Source organism: Flavobacterium glycogeni (genome assembly GCF_048286775.1).
Taxonomy (GTDB): Bacteria; Bacteroidota; Bacteroidia; order Flavobacteriales; family Flavobacteriaceae; genus Flavobacterium.
In genome coordinates this window covers 62,793-81,940 of record NZ_JBLVPV010000017.1, presented here as the reverse complement: position 1 = coordinate 81,940, position 19,148 = coordinate 62,793, and the positions used below count along the sequence as shown (strand labels likewise).

Annotated in this window: 18 protein-coding genes and 1 rRNA gene; 11 read left to right on the top strand and 8 right to left on the bottom strand. The window is 34.2% G+C overall.

Annotation, left to right across the window (positions count from 1 at the left end):
- Both ACNQGX_RS13460 and ACNQGX_RS13455 read right to left on the bottom strand, forming a co-directional pair.
- A 16S ribosomal RNA gene (locus ACNQGX_RS13460) occupies window positions 1-328 on the bottom strand; the annotation flags it as partial.
- Between the two features lie 1,145 nt (window positions 329-1,473).
- A complete protein-coding gene (locus tag ACNQGX_RS13455) occupies window positions 1,474-2,046 on the bottom strand; it encodes a DNA polymerase ligase N-terminal domain-containing protein (protein WP_417977049.1) in 573 nt (190 codons plus the stop codon).
- Window positions 2,047-2,342: 296 nt separating this feature from the next.
- Here ACNQGX_RS13455 and ACNQGX_RS13450 point away from each other — a divergent pair, with 296 nt between their 5' ends.
- Window positions 2,343-3,413, top strand: coding sequence for a DUF3667 domain-containing protein (locus ACNQGX_RS13450; RefSeq protein WP_417977047.1), 1,071 nt, complete (start codon window positions 2,343-2,345; stop codon window positions 3,411-3,413).
- Window positions 3,414-3,459: 46 nt separating this feature from the next.
- Here the strand turns inward: ACNQGX_RS13450 and ACNQGX_RS13445 are convergent, their stop codons facing one another.
- Window positions 3,460-3,825, bottom strand: coding sequence for a hypothetical protein (locus tag ACNQGX_RS13445; RefSeq protein WP_417977045.1), 366 nt, complete (start codon window positions 3,823-3,825; stop codon window positions 3,460-3,462).
- A 164-nt stretch (window positions 3,826-3,989) separates the two neighbouring features.
- On the opposite strand from ACNQGX_RS13445, the gene ACNQGX_RS13440 reads away from it, so the two are divergent.
- From ACNQGX_RS13440 to arsB, 6 genes are all read left to right on the top strand, one after another.
- A complete protein-coding gene (locus ACNQGX_RS13440; RefSeq protein ID WP_131917340.1) occupies window positions 3,990-4,250 on the top strand; it encodes a heavy-metal-associated domain-containing protein in 261 nt (86 codons plus the stop codon).
- Window positions 4,251-4,324: 74 nt separating this feature from the next.
- Window positions 4,325-4,708 carry a hypothetical protein gene (locus ACNQGX_RS13435; protein WP_131917339.1) on the top strand — a complete coding sequence of 128 codons (384 nt, stop codon included), beginning with the start codon at window positions 4,325-4,327 and terminating at the stop codon, window positions 4,706-4,708.
- A gap of 84 nt (window positions 4,709-4,792) precedes the next feature.
- Window positions 4,793-5,125 (top strand): ArsR/SmtB family transcription factor, encoded by a 333-nt coding sequence (locus tag ACNQGX_RS13430; RefSeq protein ID WP_417977042.1) that lies wholly within the window; start codon window positions 4,793-4,795, stop codon window positions 5,123-5,125.
- 18 nt (window positions 5,126-5,143) lie between these two features.
- Window positions 5,144-5,614, top strand: a complete 471-nt coding sequence (locus tag ACNQGX_RS13425) for a DUF6428 family protein (protein WP_417977040.1) — start codon at window positions 5,144-5,146, stop codon at window positions 5,612-5,614.
- Window positions 5,615-5,629: 15 nt separating this feature from the next.
- On the top strand, window positions 5,630-6,265 hold the full coding sequence (locus ACNQGX_RS13420; RefSeq protein ID WP_417977038.1) for an arsenate-mycothiol transferase ArsC: 636 nt from the start codon (window positions 5,630-5,632) through the stop codon (window positions 6,263-6,265).
- Window positions 6,265-7,308: an ACR3 family arsenite efflux transporter gene (arsB, locus tag ACNQGX_RS13415; RefSeq protein WP_417977036.1), complete on the top strand. Its 1,044-nt coding sequence runs from the start codon at window positions 6,265-6,267 to the stop codon at window positions 7,306-7,308. The genes ACNQGX_RS13420 and arsB overlap by 1 nt, the downstream gene beginning before the upstream one ends.
- Before the next feature lie 77 nt (window positions 7,309-7,385).
- Here arsB and ACNQGX_RS13410 read toward each other — a convergent pair whose 3' ends face one another.
- Together ACNQGX_RS13410 and rocD are read right to left on the bottom strand one after the other, a co-directional pair.
- Complete coding sequence (locus tag ACNQGX_RS13410) at window positions 7,386-8,348, bottom strand: arginase (protein WP_417977034.1); 963 nt, start codon at window positions 8,346-8,348, stop codon at window positions 7,386-7,388.
- An 11-nt stretch (window positions 8,349-8,359) separates the two neighbouring features.
- Window positions 8,360-9,610 carry an ornithine--oxo-acid transaminase gene (rocD, locus tag ACNQGX_RS13405; RefSeq protein WP_417977032.1) on the bottom strand — a complete coding sequence of 417 codons (1,251 nt, stop codon included), beginning with the start codon at window positions 9,608-9,610 and terminating at the stop codon, window positions 8,360-8,362.
- 230 nt (window positions 9,611-9,840) lie between these two features.
- Between rocD and ACNQGX_RS13400 the strand changes: the two genes are divergently transcribed.
- The 4 genes from ACNQGX_RS13400 (at window position 9,841) to ACNQGX_RS13385 (ending at window position 14,791) form a co-directional block, all read left to right on the top strand.
- Window positions 9,841-10,293: an Lrp/AsnC family transcriptional regulator gene (locus tag ACNQGX_RS13400; protein WP_417977030.1), complete on the top strand. Its 453-nt coding sequence runs from the start codon at window positions 9,841-9,843 to the stop codon at window positions 10,291-10,293.
- Between the two features lie 18 nt (window positions 10,294-10,311).
- On the top strand, window positions 10,312-12,513 hold the full coding sequence (locus ACNQGX_RS13395; RefSeq protein WP_417977028.1) for a penicillin acylase family protein: 2,202 nt from the start codon (window positions 10,312-10,314) through the stop codon (window positions 12,511-12,513).
- Window positions 12,514-12,756: 243 nt separating this feature from the next.
- Window positions 12,757-13,773: a DUF3667 domain-containing protein gene (locus tag ACNQGX_RS13390; RefSeq protein WP_417977026.1), complete on the top strand. Its 1,017-nt coding sequence runs from the start codon at window positions 12,757-12,759 to the stop codon at window positions 13,771-13,773.
- A gap of 4 nt (window positions 13,774-13,777) precedes the next feature.
- On the top strand, window positions 13,778-14,791 hold the full coding sequence (locus tag ACNQGX_RS13385; protein ID WP_417977024.1) for a M28 family metallopeptidase: 1,014 nt from the start codon (window positions 13,778-13,780) through the stop codon (window positions 14,789-14,791).
- Window positions 14,792-15,020: 229 nt separating this feature from the next.
- On the opposite strand, the gene ACNQGX_RS13380 is transcribed toward ACNQGX_RS13385, so the two are convergent.
- The 3 genes from ACNQGX_RS13380 to ACNQGX_RS13370 form a co-directional block, all read right to left on the bottom strand.
- Complete coding sequence (locus tag ACNQGX_RS13380) at window positions 15,021-16,469, bottom strand: TlpA family protein disulfide reductase (RefSeq protein WP_417977022.1); 1,449 nt, start codon at window positions 16,467-16,469, stop codon at window positions 15,021-15,023.
- A gap of 237 nt (window positions 16,470-16,706) precedes the next feature.
- Window positions 16,707-17,606: a sulfurtransferase gene (locus tag ACNQGX_RS13375; RefSeq protein ID WP_417977020.1), complete on the bottom strand. Its 900-nt coding sequence runs from the start codon at window positions 17,604-17,606 to the stop codon at window positions 16,707-16,709.
- 232 nt (window positions 17,607-17,838) lie between these two features.
- Entirely contained in the window at window positions 17,839-19,035 is a 1,197-nt protein-coding gene (locus ACNQGX_RS13370) for a PAS domain-containing sensor histidine kinase (RefSeq protein ID WP_417977018.1), read from the bottom strand.
- Window positions 19,036-19,148: the final 113 nt, after the last annotated feature.

Below are 19,148 nucleotides of genomic sequence, written 5' to 3'. Positions count from 1 at the left end.
GGTCCGTGTCTCAGTACCAGTGTGGGGGATCTCCCTCTCAGGACCCCTACCCATCGTTGCCTTGGTAAGCCGTTACCTTACCAACTAGCTAATGGGACGCATGCTCATCTTTCACCGTTGTGACTTTAATAACATCTCCATGCAGAGTCGTTATACTATGAGGTATTAATCCAAATTTCTCTGGGCTATCCCTCTGTGAAAGGTAGATTGCATACGCGTTACGCACCCGTGCGCCGGTCTCTAGTTCCGAAGAACTATACCCCTCGACTTGCATGTGTTAAGCCTGCCGCTAGCGTTCATCCTGAGCCAGGATCAAACTCTTCATCGTATATTGTGTGAGTCCAGATAAATCTGTGCTCTTTGTTTATTCGACTAAATTCTCTAGTGGTTTTTTCAAATCTCTCGATTCTATTACTCTTATTCTTTTGTTTTGAAATCTCTTTCAAAACGGCTGTCAATTCAATATGTCTAGGAACGTGTTCTTCTTTGTTTTTCCCTTCGTTTGCACTCGTTAAAGCGTTTCTCAAAGCGGGTGCAAAAGTGCAACTTCTTTTTTTAACTGGCAAGAAATTTTTGAAGTTTTTTTTGAAATTTTTATTTCCGTTTTTCTTCTCTTTTTCTTAGCAGTTTGTCAAGGAACTTCGCTTGTTTTGCGGGGTGCAAATGTAGCAAGCGTTTTCTAATCTCACAAGCTTTTTTGAATCTTTTTTAGAAAAAAAATTTTCTGAATTAATTCGTATTACTTGTCAGTTTGTTAAAGAACGTCTGCGTCATTGCGGGTGCAAAACTACCACCTTTATCCCGTTATTCAAGCTTTTTAACCCCCTTTTTTTAATGTTTTTTTAACTTTCGCTTTAACTCGCTGGAAATATGTCTTTTGGAATGAAAAGTTTTTCCTCTCCCCTCCCGATCCCGAAGCATCGGGACGGGGCTCTCCGAATGAAAGGGTGACTTTATAGGTAAAAACCGTGGATGTCATTATATATAGGGAATCGCATTATACCTTTCTTTATCTATAGAATTCCTCTAAACACTAAGAGTTATTGCCGTTTTACTGGCGATGGACTTGCCGTAGTATCTGTAAAAAGTATCTTTACTTGTCATTATAGTTATGCAAACAAAAAGTTCCATCTCATTCACAATCCATAAAAACTACAAAACAGACCAAATCAAAAGCATGCATGGGTTACCTTATACAAAGACAAACACACTTTTTTACTTCACTCCTATATATAAGGTAACAAAATAGATGTTGCTGATGTGATTTCGCCTTGGTCGAAAGAACAAAATCTATGGAATACCCAACCCGCGTTAGGGATAGCAGCAAAAAGCCCACAGTCCCGCTTTTTTTGGCGGGACGCGGACTTGTAGCGGATAGCCCGACGCATTATATAAAGAGAGGCAACTACCCGCTAAGATAATTGCCTCGCTTTATATAATGAGGAACGCACAAATAATGATTACTGCCTCAACCTACTTTTCTAAAGTATCCAATGTTGCATTAGAGACTACTGATCTATCCTGTTGCAAAACATCATCATCACTCGCGTATTGATCTTTTTTCTTTATCAAAAGCCAAGCATTTTTCTGTTTGATTTTAAGTTTCACCAATGCGAATTCGCCTTTGAGTTTTTTTCCATCAAGAATAAAACTAAGATGCCCTTCTTGTAAATCGGATTTTAATTTATTCTCGACATCTTCTACATCATCTCTATCAGCTAAGGAGTAGGTTCCATTATCCCAAACGATAACATTCCCTGCACCATAATTTCCTTCAGGAATAGTACCTTCAAAATCCTTATAACTATAAGGATGATCTTCCACCATAATCGCAAGTCTTTTATCTGTCGGATTCATGGACGGACCTTTAGGTATGGCCCAACTTTTTAATACACCATTCATTTCCAATCGAAAATCATAATGTAAATGAGAAGCGGCATGTTTTTGCACCACGAAAATCAATTTGGTTGACGATTTTTTAATTTCACCTTCAGGCTCGGTGGTGGAATTGAAATTACGCTTTTGATTGTATTTATTCAAAGACATAGCAAAGTAGGATTAGCGTTGAAATTAATATAAAAGTTACGATTTTAATTTTGTTTCCAGCCTATAAATCTGATTTAATAACTTTTAAGCCCACTCCATAAGTCAAATACATCAGAAAATACTCCAATCAAACTCAACGGTCATCAAGCCATACAGTGCTACTGTTACAGGCAGATAAAGCCTTCTAATGCCTCTCATTTAATAGTTAATTAAAGGCTAAATATCCTTATAACAATCAAAAACAGTTTGAAATTTCAATAGATTTGCAATCTTGAATTGATTACTAATTTATACCCATGTCAAAAGAAAAGTTACGAAAAGATAGAACCTGCCTCAACTGTAATCATGAAGTGGACCAACGTTATTGCCCTAACTGTGGACAAGAGAATACTAAAACTAGTAAATCCTTTCATCACCTGTTTATTCATTTCTTTGAAGACTTAACTCATTATGATAATGCATTCTGGAGGACTATTTTTTATTTGTTTTTCAAACCCGCTGCTTTAACAAAAGCCTATATATCCGGAAAGCGATTGTCTTTTTTGCCACCCATACGACTCTATATTTTTATCAGTTTTATCACTTTCTTATTGATATCAATATTCCCCAATGAAACTGTTAACACAAAAAACATCCCTAACGTAAAAATAGGAAACGAGGTTATTGTCCCTACAATAGATTCATTACACATTGAAGAGAAAAGCGTAGATGGCTTAACAAAAGTAGGGATATTATCCCAAAAGAATAATGACACCATAAAAAAAATCTTGCAGCAAACGGAAGAAATAGACAAAACAGAGGTTGCCGATTTTGGATATAAATCTATTAACGAATTAGACTCAATACAAAAAAATGGTGCCGAAAAAGCAAAAGTTAGTTCAACCGAATACTGGTTCCTTAAAAAGTGGCTTTCCGTAAAAGAAGAGAATACAAATGAAGAAATTATTGAAAAGTTCAGTGAATCTTTTACCAATAATCTATCAAAGGTATTGTTTATGTATATGCCAGTTTTTGCCTTTATTTTATGGCTTTTTCACGATAAAAAAAGATGGCTCTATTTTGATAATGGTATTTTCACCCTACACTATTTTTCCTTTTTGCTTTTACTGATTTTAACTCTATTTTTTATAGACAAACTTTTCCCGGTATTTGGGAGCAATCCTGTTTTAGGTTGGATACATTTTGGTATAAAATCAATTGGACTTTTTTGGATGATTTATTATTTTTTTCCCGCACACCGCCGTTTTTATGGCGAAAAATTCATGCTCTCTTTTTTAAAAAGCAGTGCAATTATTATTGTTAATTTATTAATTATCACTGTTTTGACAATTCTATTTGCATTATACACTTACATAAACATTCACTAAAGAACAACCAGAACACATAATAATTCCATAATTAAAAAGGTCTACGTTAACCCTTATCCCCTGTATTCTCATCCAAATTGTTGTGATCATCACCACCTATACTGTAATGGTTATTCTCTTCGTCTTCGTTTCCTGAATTTTCCTGATCGTCATCTAATTCTGAGCCTGGAATGTCTAAATCACCGCCAGAAACATCCTCTTCAAAATTTTTTTCATTTAATTTTCTAACATTGTTTATTTCAACTGGCGCTTTCTTTTTAGTAAGATCTTCCGGGTCTATTTCTATTTCTTTATGGAATTGACTATATATATCTTCGCTTGGAGGATATAAAAGAGAATCTGGGATTACATTTTTATCTTTCTTACCTGGTTTTCTTTTGTCAAAATTTAATTTATCCTCTTTATTATTCATCTTACATTTATTTAAATGATTTTCAATACACTAAGTTAATCATTTTTAAATAAAACTAACTTAAATCCCATAAATTATTCCGTATAAATGACTAACTTTAAACTACTTAACCAGTAACCAAGTGATCTATCAATCCTATTACTAATTTTAAAAAAAATAAAAACATGAGCCTATTAACTGACAATGTAATTCCAGGAAATCATGGTACAATTTTCGGAACAAATGCTACGGAGGATTCCGATTTAATGGAAATTAAAACTAGCTTATTGGAATTAGACGGAATAAAAGATGTGCTGCTGAATACAGAGATCTTTCCCAGAGAATTTACGGTACACACCACCAAAATGATATCCGTAACTGATATTGAAAATAAAGTAAAATCAGTGGGATTTCATGCTATTCCAAAAGATTTATTCGAGCTTTAATATTTCGGAATTTCTACTAAAATAAAAAATAGCCCCGATTCAATTAATCTCAAATTATTAAAAAAAGAAGAAAAATGGAAACTGAAAAAACAATTTACCAATTACACGAAGAACACAAAACGTGGCTAAACAAACTTTTGTTTTATAAAGACGAACTTAAAATTATGGCTGATCGAATTTCGGAGGTGGCGGAAAAGAATACTTCTAAAGAAGTACGTTCCTTAGCGGATCATTTCAATAATCAGCTGATTATTCAAAAGGAACAAATTGACATCTTAAATCATGATATTAAAAGTCACGAATCATATCTTGAGGAAGCAGTACAAAATAATCCTAATGCTATTGATCATGAAAAATTTTCAGACCATAAAAAGCATAGAAAAAGCATCGCTGTTTTTGAAAAACTATTTAAAGATTTGAGGGAAGAATCGATTGATTTTCTATCGAAATGGATGTGAATTTCAATGACTATTAAAAATTTACTATTCTAAATTTGTTTTTCATATATGTATATCTTAATATTGCAATATAAATATATAACGATGGGAATTACTAAATCAGAACATTTCACAGACAAGCAAAACGAATTGGCAACATTGGCAAAAGCCATAGGCCATCCTGCCCGTATAGCCATAATAGAACATCTAATAAAAGTAAACAGTTGCATGTGCGGTGATATCGTAAACGAACTGCCTCTGGCGCAACCTACCGTTTCACAACACCTGAAGGAACTAAAAAATGCCGGACTCATAAAAGGCAATTTTGAAGGAAATGCCATTTGTTACTGCCTCAACGAAGAAGGTTTTAATAAAATAAAAGGCTTTTTTCAGCACATCAATACCTATTTAGAAAACAAGAAAAATCAATGTTGCTAATTTTTAAATTATAAAAAAATGAAACTATCAGAAATTAAAAAACAGTTGAACACGTTAGATAACGTCGCTTTTGTATTGCCAAACGGTACTTATGTTCCAGAACATTTTCACGTAACCGAAGTGGGGTTAATCACCAAAAACTTTATTGACTGCGGTGGAAAAGTTCGAAAAGAAACCGTTGTAAATTTTCAATTATGGGATGCCAATGACTTTGAACACCGTCTAAAACCACAAAAACTTTTGAATATCATCGCTCTTTCAGAAAAAGTATTGGGTATTGAAGATTATGAAGTGGAAGTAGAATTCCAAGCAGAAACCATTGGGAAATACGATATTGGTTTCAACGGAACAGCATTCACTTTATTAAACAAACAAACGGCTTGCTTAGCCCAAGATCAATGTGGCATTCCAGCAGAAAAACAAAAAATGAAATTATCCGAAATATCAAGTCAACCCAATAGCTGTACTCCTGGAGGAAGCTGTTGCTAATTTTAATACTATAAAATGGACTTAACCAAAACCATCCTGTTTCCAGCAATCGAAAAAGCAATCCGTGCTTTTGATTTTGAAAACATAACAGCAGAACGCAAAATTACATTGCAGCCACTTATTGATTTTATTCAAAATAAAATTACCAACCATCAAGAAGTTAGGCTGAACTTTATTTGCACGCATAATTCCAGAAGAAGCCATTTATCGCAAGTTTGGGCACAAACTGCAGCTACATATTATACTATTAAAAATGTATTTTGTTATTCTGGTGGTACCGAAGCAACTGCTTTATTTCCTATGGCTGCCAAAACATTGGAGCAATCGGGTTTTAAAATTAAAGCCATTGCAGCAGGAAACAATCCAATTTATGCCATAAAATATGCTAAAAATGAGCATCCTATTATTGGTTTTTCTAAAACCTATGATGACGATTTTAATCCGCAAAGTGAATTTGCAGCGATATTGACTTGCTCACAAGCTGATGGAGGTTGTCCGTTTATTGCAGGCGCTGAAAAGCGTATTCCAATCACATTTGAAGATCCGAAAGCATTTGACAATACGCCACAGCAAGCAGAAAAATATCAGGAACGCAGTTTGCAAATTGCAACCGAAATGTTTTATGTATTCTCTCAAATAAAATCTTACTAATGGCATTACATAAAAAAAGATTAAACTTTCTCGATAGCTACCTTACACTTTGGATATTTCTGGCAATGGCAATTGGCGTTTCCATTGGTTACTTTATACCGTCAAGCAGCGGTTTCATCAATTCCTTTTCCAGCGGAACGACCAATGTTCCTCTGGCAATCGGATTAATTTTGATGATGTATCCGCCATTGACTAAAATTGATTTTTCAAAAATTCCTTTAATGTTTGAAAAGCCAAAATTACTGAGTGCCTCTTTTTTAATCACCTGGATTGTTGGTCCGTTTTTAATGTTTTTATTAGCCACTTTCTTTTTGAAAGATTATCCGGAATACATGACCGGTTTAATCATAATTGGAATTGCGCCTTGCATTGCGATGGTAATTGTCTGGAATGAATTAGCTGAGGGAAACAGGGAATTAACGGCTGGTTTAATCGGGATTAACAGCTTACTTCAAGTGTTTTTTTTTGGTTTATATGCCTATTTTTATTTGGAAATCATGTTGCCTTTATTTGGAATAAAAGGATTGGAATTAAATATTACCATCGCTGAAATTGCTACAACAGTTGGGATTTATTTAGGAATTCCATTTGCATTAGCAGTAATTAGCCGTTATGCCATTAAGAAATTTATTGGCGACAAATGGTTCAATCAGAAGTTTATTCCTTTTGTTTCACCCATTACCTTGATTGCTTTACTATTTACAATCGTAGTCATGTTCAGTTTAAAAGGTGAAATGATCGTTGATTTACCACTGGATGTCATTAGAATTGCTATTCCGCTTGTCATTTTCTTCACCATTATGTTTTTCCTGATGTTTTTTGTTTCAAAAAAGATCGGAGCCAATTATAGAGATGCCGTTGCACTATCATTCACCGCATCGGGCAATAATTTTGAGTTGGCAATTGCAGTTTCCATTGGAGTTTTTGGCATCAATAGCGGACAAGCATTTGCAGGAGTTATTGGACCATTAGTAGAAGTCCCGGCTTTGATAATCTTGGTAAACGTCGCTTTTTGGTTAAAAAAGAAATATTATTCGAATTAGGTTTTACTCTTTTTATAAAAATAAAAAGCCCGAAATCTAAAATTGATTTCGGGCTTTTCTATAAATTCTAAAATAAATTATTCAATAGGAAGAATAAGTGTTGAAGTTATAGCTTCCAAAACCTCAAAAGCAGTTTCAGCCATTTTATTTCCCTTGGTATCCAATAATGGATTCACCTCCACAAATTCGATGCAAACAACCTTTTTGGTTTGAATAATTTGATTGATAATCGCTATGATTTCATACTGATCAAAACCTTTTGGAACTGGCGTTCCCGTACCATAGGAAATCATATTACAATCCATGGAATCCACATCAAAAGAAACATACAACCTATCGCAGTGTGACAACTTTGACAAAGCTTCTCCCACACAGGTTTGAAGTCCTCTATAACGTACCTCATCAACTTTATAGTTTTTGATCTGTAATTTTTCAATCTGCTTATCTTCTGCTTCTTCCGTGTCACGAACACCAAAGTAAACTAAATTTTCAGCGAGTATTTTAGCTCCTTGACATCCAATATTTTTCATATCTTCCCAATGTTGCTGTGTTTCCGGAGGAACTTCATTATTCTGACAACTCAAATTGTCATCAGCAATGGCAGCAGACAAAGGCATTCCATGAATATTTCCCGAAGGTGAGGTGTAAGGTGAATGCAAATCAGCATGTGCATCGATCCAAATAACACCCAAAGTCTCCTCTGGATAAGCCGCTTTTATACCACTTATTGTTCCTAATGCCGAAGAATGATCTCCAGATAAAACAATTGGAAAATAATTCCCTTCTAAATTTTTCTTTACCGCATTACAAACTCTGGTGCATTGCTCCACAACATGCTCAATCCTTTTAGCAGAAGAGCTTCGGTTTTTATCATATATGGATTCGTTGTGTGTTTTTACATCTTCAAATTCAAATTGATTAAAATAATCACTGCTCTTATTGATTGCAGCAATTTCGATAGCATCAATTCCTAAATCAGAGCCTCGAGTACCAGCACCAATATCGGATCTGTTCTTTATTAATTTTATTGCTTTTCCCATTATCGCTTAAATTATCTGAAATCGTTTAATGCTCTTTCGATAATAGCAAGACATTCCTGGATTTGAGATTCTGTAATTACCAATGGCGGCGCTAAACGGATTTTATTACCATGTGTTGGTTTTGCCAATAATCCGTATTCGCTGAATTTCATACAAATATTCCAAGCTAAATCCGATTCTTCATCACAATTGATAACAATCGCATTCAATAATCCTTTACCTCTAACCAATGTGATTAATGAATTTCTAGAAGCAATCTCATTAAGTCCCGTTCTTAAAACTTCCCCTAAGTAAGCGGCATTTTGTGCCAAATTTTCTTCCTTCACTACTTCAAGCGCAGCAATAGCGACAGCAGCAGCAATAGGATTTCCTCCAAAAGTAGAACCGTGTTGCCCTGGCTTAATGACATTCATGATGTGATCATTGGTCAAAACAGCCGAAACCGGATAAACACCTCCCGAAATCGCTTTTCCTAAAATTAAAATATCCGGTTGCACATTTTCATGATTCACGGCTAATAATTTTCCTGTACGGGCAATTCCTGTTTGTACTTCATCAGCAATAAATAAAACATTATGTGCTTCACAAAGCGCTTTAGTTTTTGCCAAATACCCTTCGGCAGGAACATAAACACCAGCTTCTCCTTGAATTGGTTCCACTAAAAAACCTGCAATATTTTTGGTTGATTTCAATACGTTTTCTAATGCTTCAACATCATCGTATGGAATTTTGATAAATCCGGCTGTAAAGGGACCAAAATTTTTACGGGCACTTTCATCATTCGAAAATGAAATAATTGTTGTTGTTCTTCCGTGAAAATTGTTTTCACAAACAATAATTTGTGCTTCATTTTCAGGAATTCCTTTTACTTCATACGCCCATTTCCGGCATAACTTCAAAGCGGTTTCAACCGCTTCAGCACCTGTATTCATTGGCAATACTTTATCAAAACCAAAATACTTGGTCACATATTCTTCATACGGTCCCAGTTGATCATTATGAAAAGCACGTGAAGTCAACGTCAGTGTTTGCGCTTGTTTTACCATCGCGCCAACAATTTTTGGGTGACAATGTCCTTGATTCACGGCAGAATATGCCGATAAAAAATCATAATATTTTTTCCCATCCACATCCCAAACATAAACGCCTTCGCCTCTTTCTAAAACTACAGGTAAAGGATGGTAATTGTGAGCTCCATATTGATTCTCTTTTGCTATCAGTGCTTCAGATTTTGAAGAAAGGTTTTGTTCTGTATGTGTCATGATGTTTCTATTTTAATATAATAAAGTACAAAATTACTATTTTTTTTTAATTTACCAATAAAAATAAATGTTTTGACTTTTATAAAGATATAATTTAAAAATATTTCTTTAATTTACATTGAAAATAAGTCATTTTTAAATAATTAATTCGATTTACAGATGCATTTCGAAATAAATAAAAATAAGTACTTTTATACAAATACAAAAGCATCATCTATAATTAAAACAACATGGATATATTAGACGAATTTGACATCAATATTATCAAAGAATTAGAGAAAGACGGGAGAATGGCTTATTCTGCCATCGCAGCCAATCTAAAAATATCAAACACAATGGTACATCAACGCATCAATAGATTAACGGAACAGGGAATACTTACCGGAATAAAACCCGTGATTAATGAAAAGAAAATAGGATATGATTGGGGAGCTTTCACTGGAATCACCTTAAATAAAGACCAAGATTCTGACAGAATTATCGAAGAATTGAAAAACATTCCTGAAATAACAGAATGCTATTATATTACCGGTTCATACACTCTTTATATAAAAATCATTGCGAAAGACCATGAACACATGCGAAAGGTTCTTTATGAAAAAATTGACAATATCCCCGGCATTGCTAAAACCGATTCTATAATTGAATTGGGCTGTGCTTTCAAGCGAAATGTAAGTCTCTAATGTAATATTCAATAAAAAATGAAGTATTTTAAGAACCATTTGTCACTGGTCATTTTAGTTTTTTGTTTTAGTTTTCCAATGTTTTCTCAGAACACGACTGCTAAAGAAGTCGAAAGACTAAAAAAACTGGCGCAACAAGTGACCATCATCAGAGACAATTGGGGAATTGCACACGTGTATGGAAAAACCGACGCAGATGCCGTTTTTGGAATGCTTTATGCGCAATGTGAAGACGATTTCAAACGTGTAGAAATGAATTATATCGAAAAACTGGGAAGACTTTCCGAAATCAAAGGACAATCCGTTTTGTATAATGATTTAGAAATTAAACTTTTGATTGATACCAATGAAGCGAAAGCTGATTATAAAAAAGCAGCGCCTTGGTTGAAAAAATTATTAAACAGTTATGCCGATGGAATCAATTTTTACCTGTACAATCACCCCGAAGTGAAGCCCGCTTTATTGACTCATTTTGAACCTTGGTTTCCGTTACTTTGGGCAGACGGCAGCATTGGAGCCATAAGCACCGCCGGACTTTCTACAGGAGAATTGAAAGCTTTTTATTCCGGAAACACGGATAAAGTAGCCTACATAGAACGTGAAAAAGACGTACAAACAGGTTCTAACGGATTTGCAATTGCACCTTCAAAAACAGCTTCTGGAAATGCTGTTTTGTACATCAACCCGCATACCTCCTTTTATTTCCGACCAGAAATACAAATGAGCAGTGAAGAAGGATTGAATGCATACGGAGCAGTTACTTGGGGACAATTTTTTATTTACCAAGGATTTAACGAAAACTGTGGTTGGATGCATACCTCTTCAAATGTTGATGTAGCGGATATGTATGCCGAGAAAATCGTAACTAATAACAACAAACTATTTTACGAATACGATAACAAATTAGTTCCGGTTATCGAGAAAAAAATAACCATCAAATATTTGGAAAACGGAAAACTGATTCCTAAAACATTCAACACCTATTACACCAATCATGGTCCAATTATGGCCAAAAGAGACGGAAAATGGATTAGCTTAAAATCGAATAATCGTTCGATGAAAAGTCTGGAACAAAGTTGGGTAAGAACTAAATCAAAAGGATTTGAGGATTATAAAAAGGCAATGGATTTAAAAGCCAATACCTCAAACAATACTGTTTATGCGGATAAAGAAGGAAACATCGCATACTGGCATGGAAATTTTATTCCCATTCGAGATAAAAAACTCAATTGGTCTAAAGTGATGGACGGCACAACACCGGCAACGCAATGGAAAGGGTTACACGAAGTTTCGGAAACGGTTCATTCCTACAATCCCACAAACGGCTGGCTGCAAAATTGTAATTCAACACCTTATACTGTAGCTGGTGACAATAGTCCAAAAGAGGAAAACTACTTACCTTACATGGCTCCCGATGGAGAAAGTTTCAGAGGACTAAATGCTGTCCGCTTATTGAGTAAAGGCAATACCTATACGTTAGACAAAGTAATTGCCGACGGTTACGACACAAAACTGACCGCCTTTGAATTTTTAATACCATCATTAATCAGCAGTTTCGAAAAAAACATCAGTAAAGATAATGTCCTTTATTCCGAATTATTGGGACCAATAACCCTATTGAAAAATTGGGATTATTATACACGAGAAAATTCTATTGCTACAACCTTAGCTGTGGAATGGGCCTATAAATTAGACCCGATTATTCAAAAAGTATACATCGATGAAGGCGAAAGGGACCAAGTTGAAAACACCATAAATTTTGTAAAAAACGCTACACCAGACCAATTGGTACCTCAGCTACAAATGGTGATAAACGAATTGAAAAATAAATTTGGAACCTGGCAAATTCCTTGGGGAGAAATCAACCGTTTCCAGAGAACTACGGGAGACATTAATCTAATCTATAATGATACTTTAGAGAGTTTACCCATAGGTTATGGTCCGGCACTTTGGGGTAGCCTACCCGCTTATAAAAGTAATTATCAAAAAGACACCAAAAAACGCTACGGAACTAACGGAAACAGTTTTGTGTGCGCGGTAGAATTTGGAACAAAAATAAAAGCAAAATCATTACTTGCGGGAGGGAACAGTGGAAATCCAAAATCAAAGCATTTTTACGATCAGGCTGAAATGTACCGAAAAGGAGAATTCAAAGACGTACTTTTTTACAAAGAAGATGTTCAAAAAAATGCCGAAAAGACCTATCATCCCGGTGAATAATTTCTTATGCTCATTCAGTACATGTCTTTACAGATCCTTAAGCTGAAAATGACAATTCTAAAGGATCAGCTTACAATGAAAAAGCAGCCAAACGTTCTTGGGAGTACTTGAATTCTTTCTTAAAACAAGTTTTGAAATAATTTAGTAAATATATTTTTTCAAAAACAGTATAAGTTCAGTTTTTTTGTTAGTTTTATGCATTAAAATTTAACAAAAAGTCAAGAATTTATACTATTTTTTTTTATGTCAAAAAGTAAAATCAGGAACGACAAAACCTGTCTCAATTGTAGGTATGTGGTCGAAAATAGATTCTGTCCTAATTGTGGACAGGAGAATACCGATACCCGAAAAACGTTTCATCACTTGTTCTTCCACTTCATTGAGGACCTTACCCATTATGAAAATGCCTTTTGGAAAACCATCAAAAACCTATTGTTCAAACCGGCATCCTTAACAAAGGAGTATTTATCAGGAAAACGATTGTCTTATTTGGCTCCAGTTAGATTGTATATTTTTATAAGTTTTATCACGTTTCTATTGATTGCCATTTTTCCCAGTGAGATCAATTCTCCCGAAAAAACTATTGAAAAAGAATCTACCATTATCACCAAAAACAAATCGTTTCAGAATACCATATCCAAAAATGATTCGGTTAAAAAGAGCCAAACTGCTTCAAATGAGGAAGAAGAGGAATTTCAAGATTTTGGATACGACTCCGTGGAACAATTGGACTCTATCCAAAAAAATGCTCCGGAATCAAAAAAGCTGTCCGATTTTAGTTATTGGGCCAACAGGAAATTCCAAATTGTAAAAGACAATAACTCAAAAGGAGAATTACTTGAAAAATTCATAAGCTCCTTTACCCATAATTTACCAAAAGTTCTTTTTGTATTCATGCCTATTTTTGCTTTTTCCCTCTGGCTTTTTCACGGCAAAAAACGTTGGTATTACTTTGATCATGGTATTTTCACCTTACATTACTTTTCCTTTTTGTTATTACTATTTTTGTTATTGTTTCTAATTAACAAAGGATTGACACCATTTTCAGAATCGAGTCTCGTTTCTTTCATACAGATACTAATTAATTTTATTGGTATTGGATGGATGTTTTATTATTTCTATCCGGCGCACCGTCGTTTTTATGGGGAAACTCGCTTTATCTCCTTTATAAAATGCAGCCTGCTATTTTTCATCAACTTTATACTAGTCTCTATTATATTATTACTTTTTGCCATTTATACATTTATCAATTTACATTAAAAACATGAAAAAAATCCCTTTTTTAGGTCTACTGGTAGTTTTAAATATAAGCTGTACCACTCAAAAAGTGAGTGTTACTAATGTCGACCCAACAAAATACATGAATACAATTACGTCAGACGAACTAAAAACACACCTTTACATTGTAGCTTCAGACGAAATGGAAGGCCGTGAAACCGGTTCTGCAGGTCAAAAGAAAGCAGGTGTTTACCTTATCGATCAATACAAGAAAAACTCCGTTCCCTTTCCTATTGGCGCTTCAGACTATTACCAAAAAATTCCGGCTGCTTTCCTAAATGCCAAACGCAATGAAAACTTACCGGATTCCGAAAACATTTGGGCTTACATTGAAGGATCTGAAAAACCAAATGAAGTGCTTGTGATTTCTGCCCATTACGATCACGTAGGTGCAAAAGATGGAGAAATTTATAACGGTGCTGATGATGATGGTTCAGGAACCGTAGCTTTACTTGAAATTGCGCAAGCGTTTCAAATAGCTAAAAAAGAAGGACACGGTCCAAAACGCTCCGTGCTATTTCTTCACGTTACCGGCGAAGAACATGGCTTGCATGGCTCAAGATATTACGCTGAAAATCCTTTGTTTCCTTTAGCCAATACGATAACTAATATCAATATTGACATGATAGGACGTCGCGACGAGGCACACGCCAGCAGTAATAATTACGTATACGTTATTGGCGCCAACCGATTATCGACTGATTTAGACAATATTTGTACCATAGCAAATACTAAATACACAAATTTGGATTTAGATTATAAATACAATGATCTTAAAGACCCAAACCATTTCTATGAGCGTTCTGATCATTACAATTTTGCCAAAAATGGAATTCCTTCTGTATTCCTTTTCAATGGTGTACATGCTGATTATCACAAACCAACGGACAGTCCGGACAAAATTGAATACGATGCTTTGACCAAAAGAACTCAATTTGCATTTGTAACCGCTTGGGAACTGGCAAACCGTACCGAAAGACCTATTGTAGATAAAAAATAGATTGAGCATTTGGGCACATCCACGCTTTCTCTAGCGTTACAACGTGGTCAGGCTTCCCGATAACTATCGGGACGTTACAATCTTTTATCACCCTGTCAGGGTTTAAAACCCTTACAGGGTGATAAAAGGATTTCCACTGCTATCCCTTGTGCAAACCCCATAAAAAAAGAGCTTTGAATCACTTCAAAGCTCTTTTTTAATAACATTATGCGCGCTCTAATTTTCAAATTTATAGAAGTTTTTCTTTTATTTCTATACTATCCGGACCAGGTGCACTAACTTTCTCAATTTTCCCTTCATTGTCAATTAATATATATTGAGGCAGTGATTTCACATCATAATTAACAGCAAAACCACTTTTAAATCCACCATTACCGGCATACAACTGCAATCCTTTTACCTGATATTTTTCAGTATATTTCCTCCACTTTTCTTCAGTATCATCTAATGAGAGAGCAATAAAAATCACATTAGTATTATTTTTATTTTCCTCAACAAGTTTATTCCATGAAGGAATACTTTTTATGCAAGGACCACACCACGAAGCTCCTAAATCGATATATACTTTCTTGCCTTTAAAATCTTTTAAAGTATAATTATTGCCAGCTAAATCGATCAAAGTAAAGTCTGGGGCAGGATTCCTTTTTTGAAACCAAGTATCCTCTCGAAATTTATCCAATTTTTCTTTAACTAATAAAGCGCTTCCACTTTTGTTTTTTAATTTAAGAGAAGACGATGTAGAATTAATTTTATCAGCCCAAACTATTTTATTTTCACGTTCTATTACTTCAGCATAAAAATTTAAAAAAACAACTTTCATTTCGTTAGCTGCATCAATCCCCTCCACAAGTTCATCAATAGAGGTCATTGCTGAATCTAGATAAGAATCAAACACAAACTTTTGACCGCTCTCATTTCGTCTTTGATCGGTTAAGTTTCTAACAAAGGAAATTGTAAACTCTCTAAAATAAGAATTGGATAATGCTTCACCATTTTTAAATTTTACCATGTCAGAAAAACCGTAAAAATTAGGGCTATTTATTTTTTGTTTATCCTGATAAAACTTAAATTTTTCAACCTTAGATCCCTCAAACATTGTTTTAAAATAAAGATTGGAATAAATAAAGGACATTGATTCTTGTTTAATGAATGCTTGTTTGTCATTAACATTGGCATGAGTAAAGTATTTTTTCAGGAAATTTAATCTTTGATTGGTTATTGAATCCTGAATTAGAAAATAATTGTCGCTAAATGAATTAGCTCCTTCGTCGAAATTCGGATATTTCTTTTTGTAATCCTTATATGTTTTACTCCAGAAATCATTGTCTTCTATATAATATTTTGCAAAAATCCCTGCGTTCCCAGAAAACATGGCGTTTCCATCCTTCAAATCAATGGCCAAAGAAGAACCTGGTATTAACCACAATTGATATGTTTTGCCTCCACAAACTAAAAACCCCTTAACAGGTTTGTCAATTTTAATAGTTTGGTTAAAAGTTTTATCTGCTAATATTTTGATAGTATCTTGAATAATTACTATTCCATTTTTTGATTCTCGAGAGAGAACAAAATATGGTAAGAATGTATCTGTTTTACCTTTAATAAAAAAAGGAGAAACTTGTGCATAAAATGTCGCTGTAAACAGAAATAGTAAAAAAAGGAAAAAGATTCTTTTCATGGTAGCTTAATATTAAATTTGTACACATTTAAGTCATTCCATTACATACTTCCAAATCAATTTAGAGGAATATGCGCTATAAGCACTTTTTAGTTTTGCTAATTTATATCATTATTTCTTACAATACTAAAATCAAAGCCAATATCCCACGAAACTTTACTCCACAAAAAAAACCTCGAATTTCTTCGAGGCTTTTAGCTTTTGGGTTGATGCCGGGTTCAAGCGAGACACACTCCTTTACTTTCCTTTCGAAGTTGCAATCGGTCGATTGTTTCTGGACCACTCACTCCAAGATCCAACATACAGTTTTGGGATTTCTAGACCTGCATAAGCAATTGCCAAAAGAGTATGACAAGCTGTTACACCGGAACCACAATGCACAATACTATTTTCCGGCTTTATATTGTTGAATGCTTTTAAATATTTGTTCTTAAGTTCATCGGGCGATAAGAAAAAACCGTTGGAATCTAAATTAGTGGTAAAAGGAATGTTTATGGCACCAGGAATATGACCGGCAACTAAATCTATAGGTTCTTTTTCTCCATTGAATCGTTCCTTATCACGAATATCTATGACAAGAAAATCAGCATCTTGTGACACTTTGTCTATTTCGTGAATATCAGCTAACGGCAACAACCAATTTTCAACTTTATAGGGTTCCTTTTTCAAAGGACTTTCTATTTTTGAGCTTATTGGAAATCCAGCTTTTATAGCTGCTTCAAATCCACCATCAAGCACTTGAACTTTGTTGTGTCCTATAGATTTTAGCATCCACCAAAACCGAGCTGCTGCATTGGAACCATTTTTGTCATCGTAAACTACTACGTGACTCATTGGCGTTATACCAAGACTTGTTAATGTTTCAGAAAATTGCTCAAGAGTTGGTAAAGGATGCCTGCCTCCTATCGATACGTCAGCGTTTATATTCGCTAATTGCGTATTTAAATCAACATACAATGCGCCATCTAAATGTTTTGCTTCATAATTTTCTTTAGCACCACTTCCATTACTGACATCAATAATAATTAATTCACTTGTTTGGTGCAATATTACTAATTCATTTGGTTTTATGATTGGTGAGAGGTCTTGATGCATCTTTCTTAATTTTATAATTAGTGCCATTATTTTTTTACTCATTAACAGCTGAATTTATGCTAAATACAAACTAGCTACAGTTTTTAGGCATTGCTAATTTATGCTATTATTTACAATCCTCAAAACAGCAATTAAACCCAAAAATACTCAAGAGATAATTGTTCTCATGAGAATTTATTCCATAAAAAAGCCCACTTATGTGGACTTTAAAATTATCTTTTCTTTAATTTCACTAGCTGTTGCATACTTTATGTTTCAACTTTAGAATCATTATTTAAGCGGTTTCATCAAACTCCATTTTATCTGCGCTATCTATTTTGTATAATGGTTTCTCCATTGGCAATGTAAAATAAAAAGAAGAACCTTCGCCTTCTACACTTTCTACCCATATTTCACCACCATTTTTTTCTAAAAACCCTTTTACTAACAATAATCCAATCCCGGCACCCTTATTTTCTATTCTAGCTTTTGAAAGAATATCCATTTGTGGCGTAAAAAGTTTGCCTTGAATTTCTTTTGACATACCAACACCGGAATCTTTTATCTGAACTATTATTTTATCTTCTTTAGTTTTTGCTGAAACCATAATTTCCCCTCCGGGTAGTGAATGTTTAATAGCATTCGAAACTATATTCTGAATAACGGAAAGTAACATTTTTCCATCAGCAAAGACTTTAGTATTCACATCAATTTCATGATGAAGATTTATTGTATTTAAAGAAGCGGTATCATTTAAAGTCTCAAAAACTTTTTGGACATACTGGACCAGTTCAATTTTTCTTGGAGAAAATACTTCTGCTGCGTATTTTATTCTTGCCCATTCCACTAGGTAGTCTAACATATTCAATTCATCAATTGATGCTTTGTAAAGGAGCTCAAGCATTTCTTTAACTGTGCTTGGATCCATTCTTTCAAAATTTGATTTCAAATAACCCGTAGTAGCAATAATACTAGACAATGGGCTTCTCAAATCATGCGAAAGTATAGCAAGAACGCTTTCCTTATGAGTGTTCAAATCTTCCAGTTCTTTTACATAATTTTTTATCGCGTCTTCTGATTTCTTTCTTTCTGTTAAGTCGCGTAGGATTTTAACGTATCCTAACATCTCTCCATCTATTCCAGTGAGTGGAAAAACCAGACCATAAGCATAAAACGTACTCTTGTCTTTGCAAATGTGCCATCTATTATCTGTTGCTCTTCCCTCCTTTAATGCAGTTTCAATTTCATTTTTCGAAATACCATTTTGTATATCTTCATCTGTAAAAATTATATCAAAATGTTTTCCAATAATTTCATCCGGTTCATAACCAAAAATTTTTGTTGCCCCTGAACTCCAGCTGTTGATTATAAATTCATTGTCAAGAGTAAAAATCGAGTAATCTTGTAAACTATCTATTATTTGGCTATAAAACTCGGCTGTTGGAATGTAATTACTTTTAAGAATTTTAGAATTGATTTTCTCGTTTTCCATTAAATTATGTAAATAATATTTAAAAAATTGAAAGCTTATTTTCGGTTGATTTAACTTTGCAATGCGTTCAAAGATACACAAAAGAAAATACGATGTATGTAAAACAAATAATA

Coding starts and splice junctions, on each gene's coding strand:
- ACNQGX_RS13455 (WP_417977049.1), bottom strand. CDS start 2,046: ATGTCTTTGAATAAATACAATCAAAAGCGTAATTTCAATTCCACCACC.
- ACNQGX_RS13450 (WP_417977047.1), top strand. CDS start 2,343: ATGTCAAAAGAAAAGTTACGAAAAGATAGAACCTGCCTCAACTGTAAT.
- ACNQGX_RS13445 (WP_417977045.1), bottom strand. CDS start 3,825: ATGAATAATAAAGAGGATAAATTAAATTTTGACAAAAGAAAACCAGGT.
- ACNQGX_RS13440 (WP_131917340.1), top strand. CDS start 3,990: ATGAGCCTATTAACTGACAATGTAATTCCAGGAAATCATGGTACAATT.
- ACNQGX_RS13435 (WP_131917339.1), top strand. CDS start 4,325: ATGGAAACTGAAAAAACAATTTACCAATTACACGAAGAACACAAAACG.
- ACNQGX_RS13430 (WP_417977042.1), top strand. CDS start 4,793: ATGGGAATTACTAAATCAGAACATTTCACAGACAAGCAAAACGAATTG.
- ACNQGX_RS13425 (WP_417977040.1), top strand. CDS start 5,144: ATGAAACTATCAGAAATTAAAAAACAGTTGAACACGTTAGATAACGTC.
- ACNQGX_RS13420 (WP_417977038.1), top strand. CDS start 5,630: ATGGACTTAACCAAAACCATCCTGTTTCCAGCAATCGAAAAAGCAATC.
- arsB (WP_417977036.1), top strand. CDS start 6,265: ATGGCATTACATAAAAAAAGATTAAACTTTCTCGATAGCTACCTTACA.
- ACNQGX_RS13410 (WP_417977034.1), bottom strand. CDS start 8,348: ATGGGAAAAGCAATAAAATTAATAAAGAACAGATCCGATATTGGTGCT.
- rocD (WP_417977032.1), bottom strand. CDS start 9,610: ATGACACATACAGAACAAAACCTTTCTTCAAAATCTGAAGCACTGATA.
- ACNQGX_RS13400 (WP_417977030.1), top strand. CDS start 9,841: ATGGATATATTAGACGAATTTGACATCAATATTATCAAAGAATTAGAG.
- ACNQGX_RS13395 (WP_417977028.1), top strand. CDS start 10,312: ATGAAGTATTTTAAGAACCATTTGTCACTGGTCATTTTAGTTTTTTGT.
- ACNQGX_RS13390 (WP_417977026.1), top strand. CDS start 12,757: ATGTCAAAAAGTAAAATCAGGAACGACAAAACCTGTCTCAATTGTAGG.
- ACNQGX_RS13385 (WP_417977024.1), top strand. CDS start 13,778: ATGAAAAAAATCCCTTTTTTAGGTCTACTGGTAGTTTTAAATATAAGC.
- ACNQGX_RS13380 (WP_417977022.1), bottom strand. CDS start 16,469: ATGAAAAGAATCTTTTTCCTTTTTTTACTATTTCTGTTTACAGCGACA.
- ACNQGX_RS13375 (WP_417977020.1), bottom strand. CDS start 17,606: ATGAGTAAAAAAATAATGGCACTAATTATAAAATTAAGAAAGATGCAT.
- ACNQGX_RS13370 (WP_417977018.1), bottom strand. CDS start 19,035: ATGGAAAACGAGAAAATCAATTCTAAAATTCTTAAAAGTAATTACATT.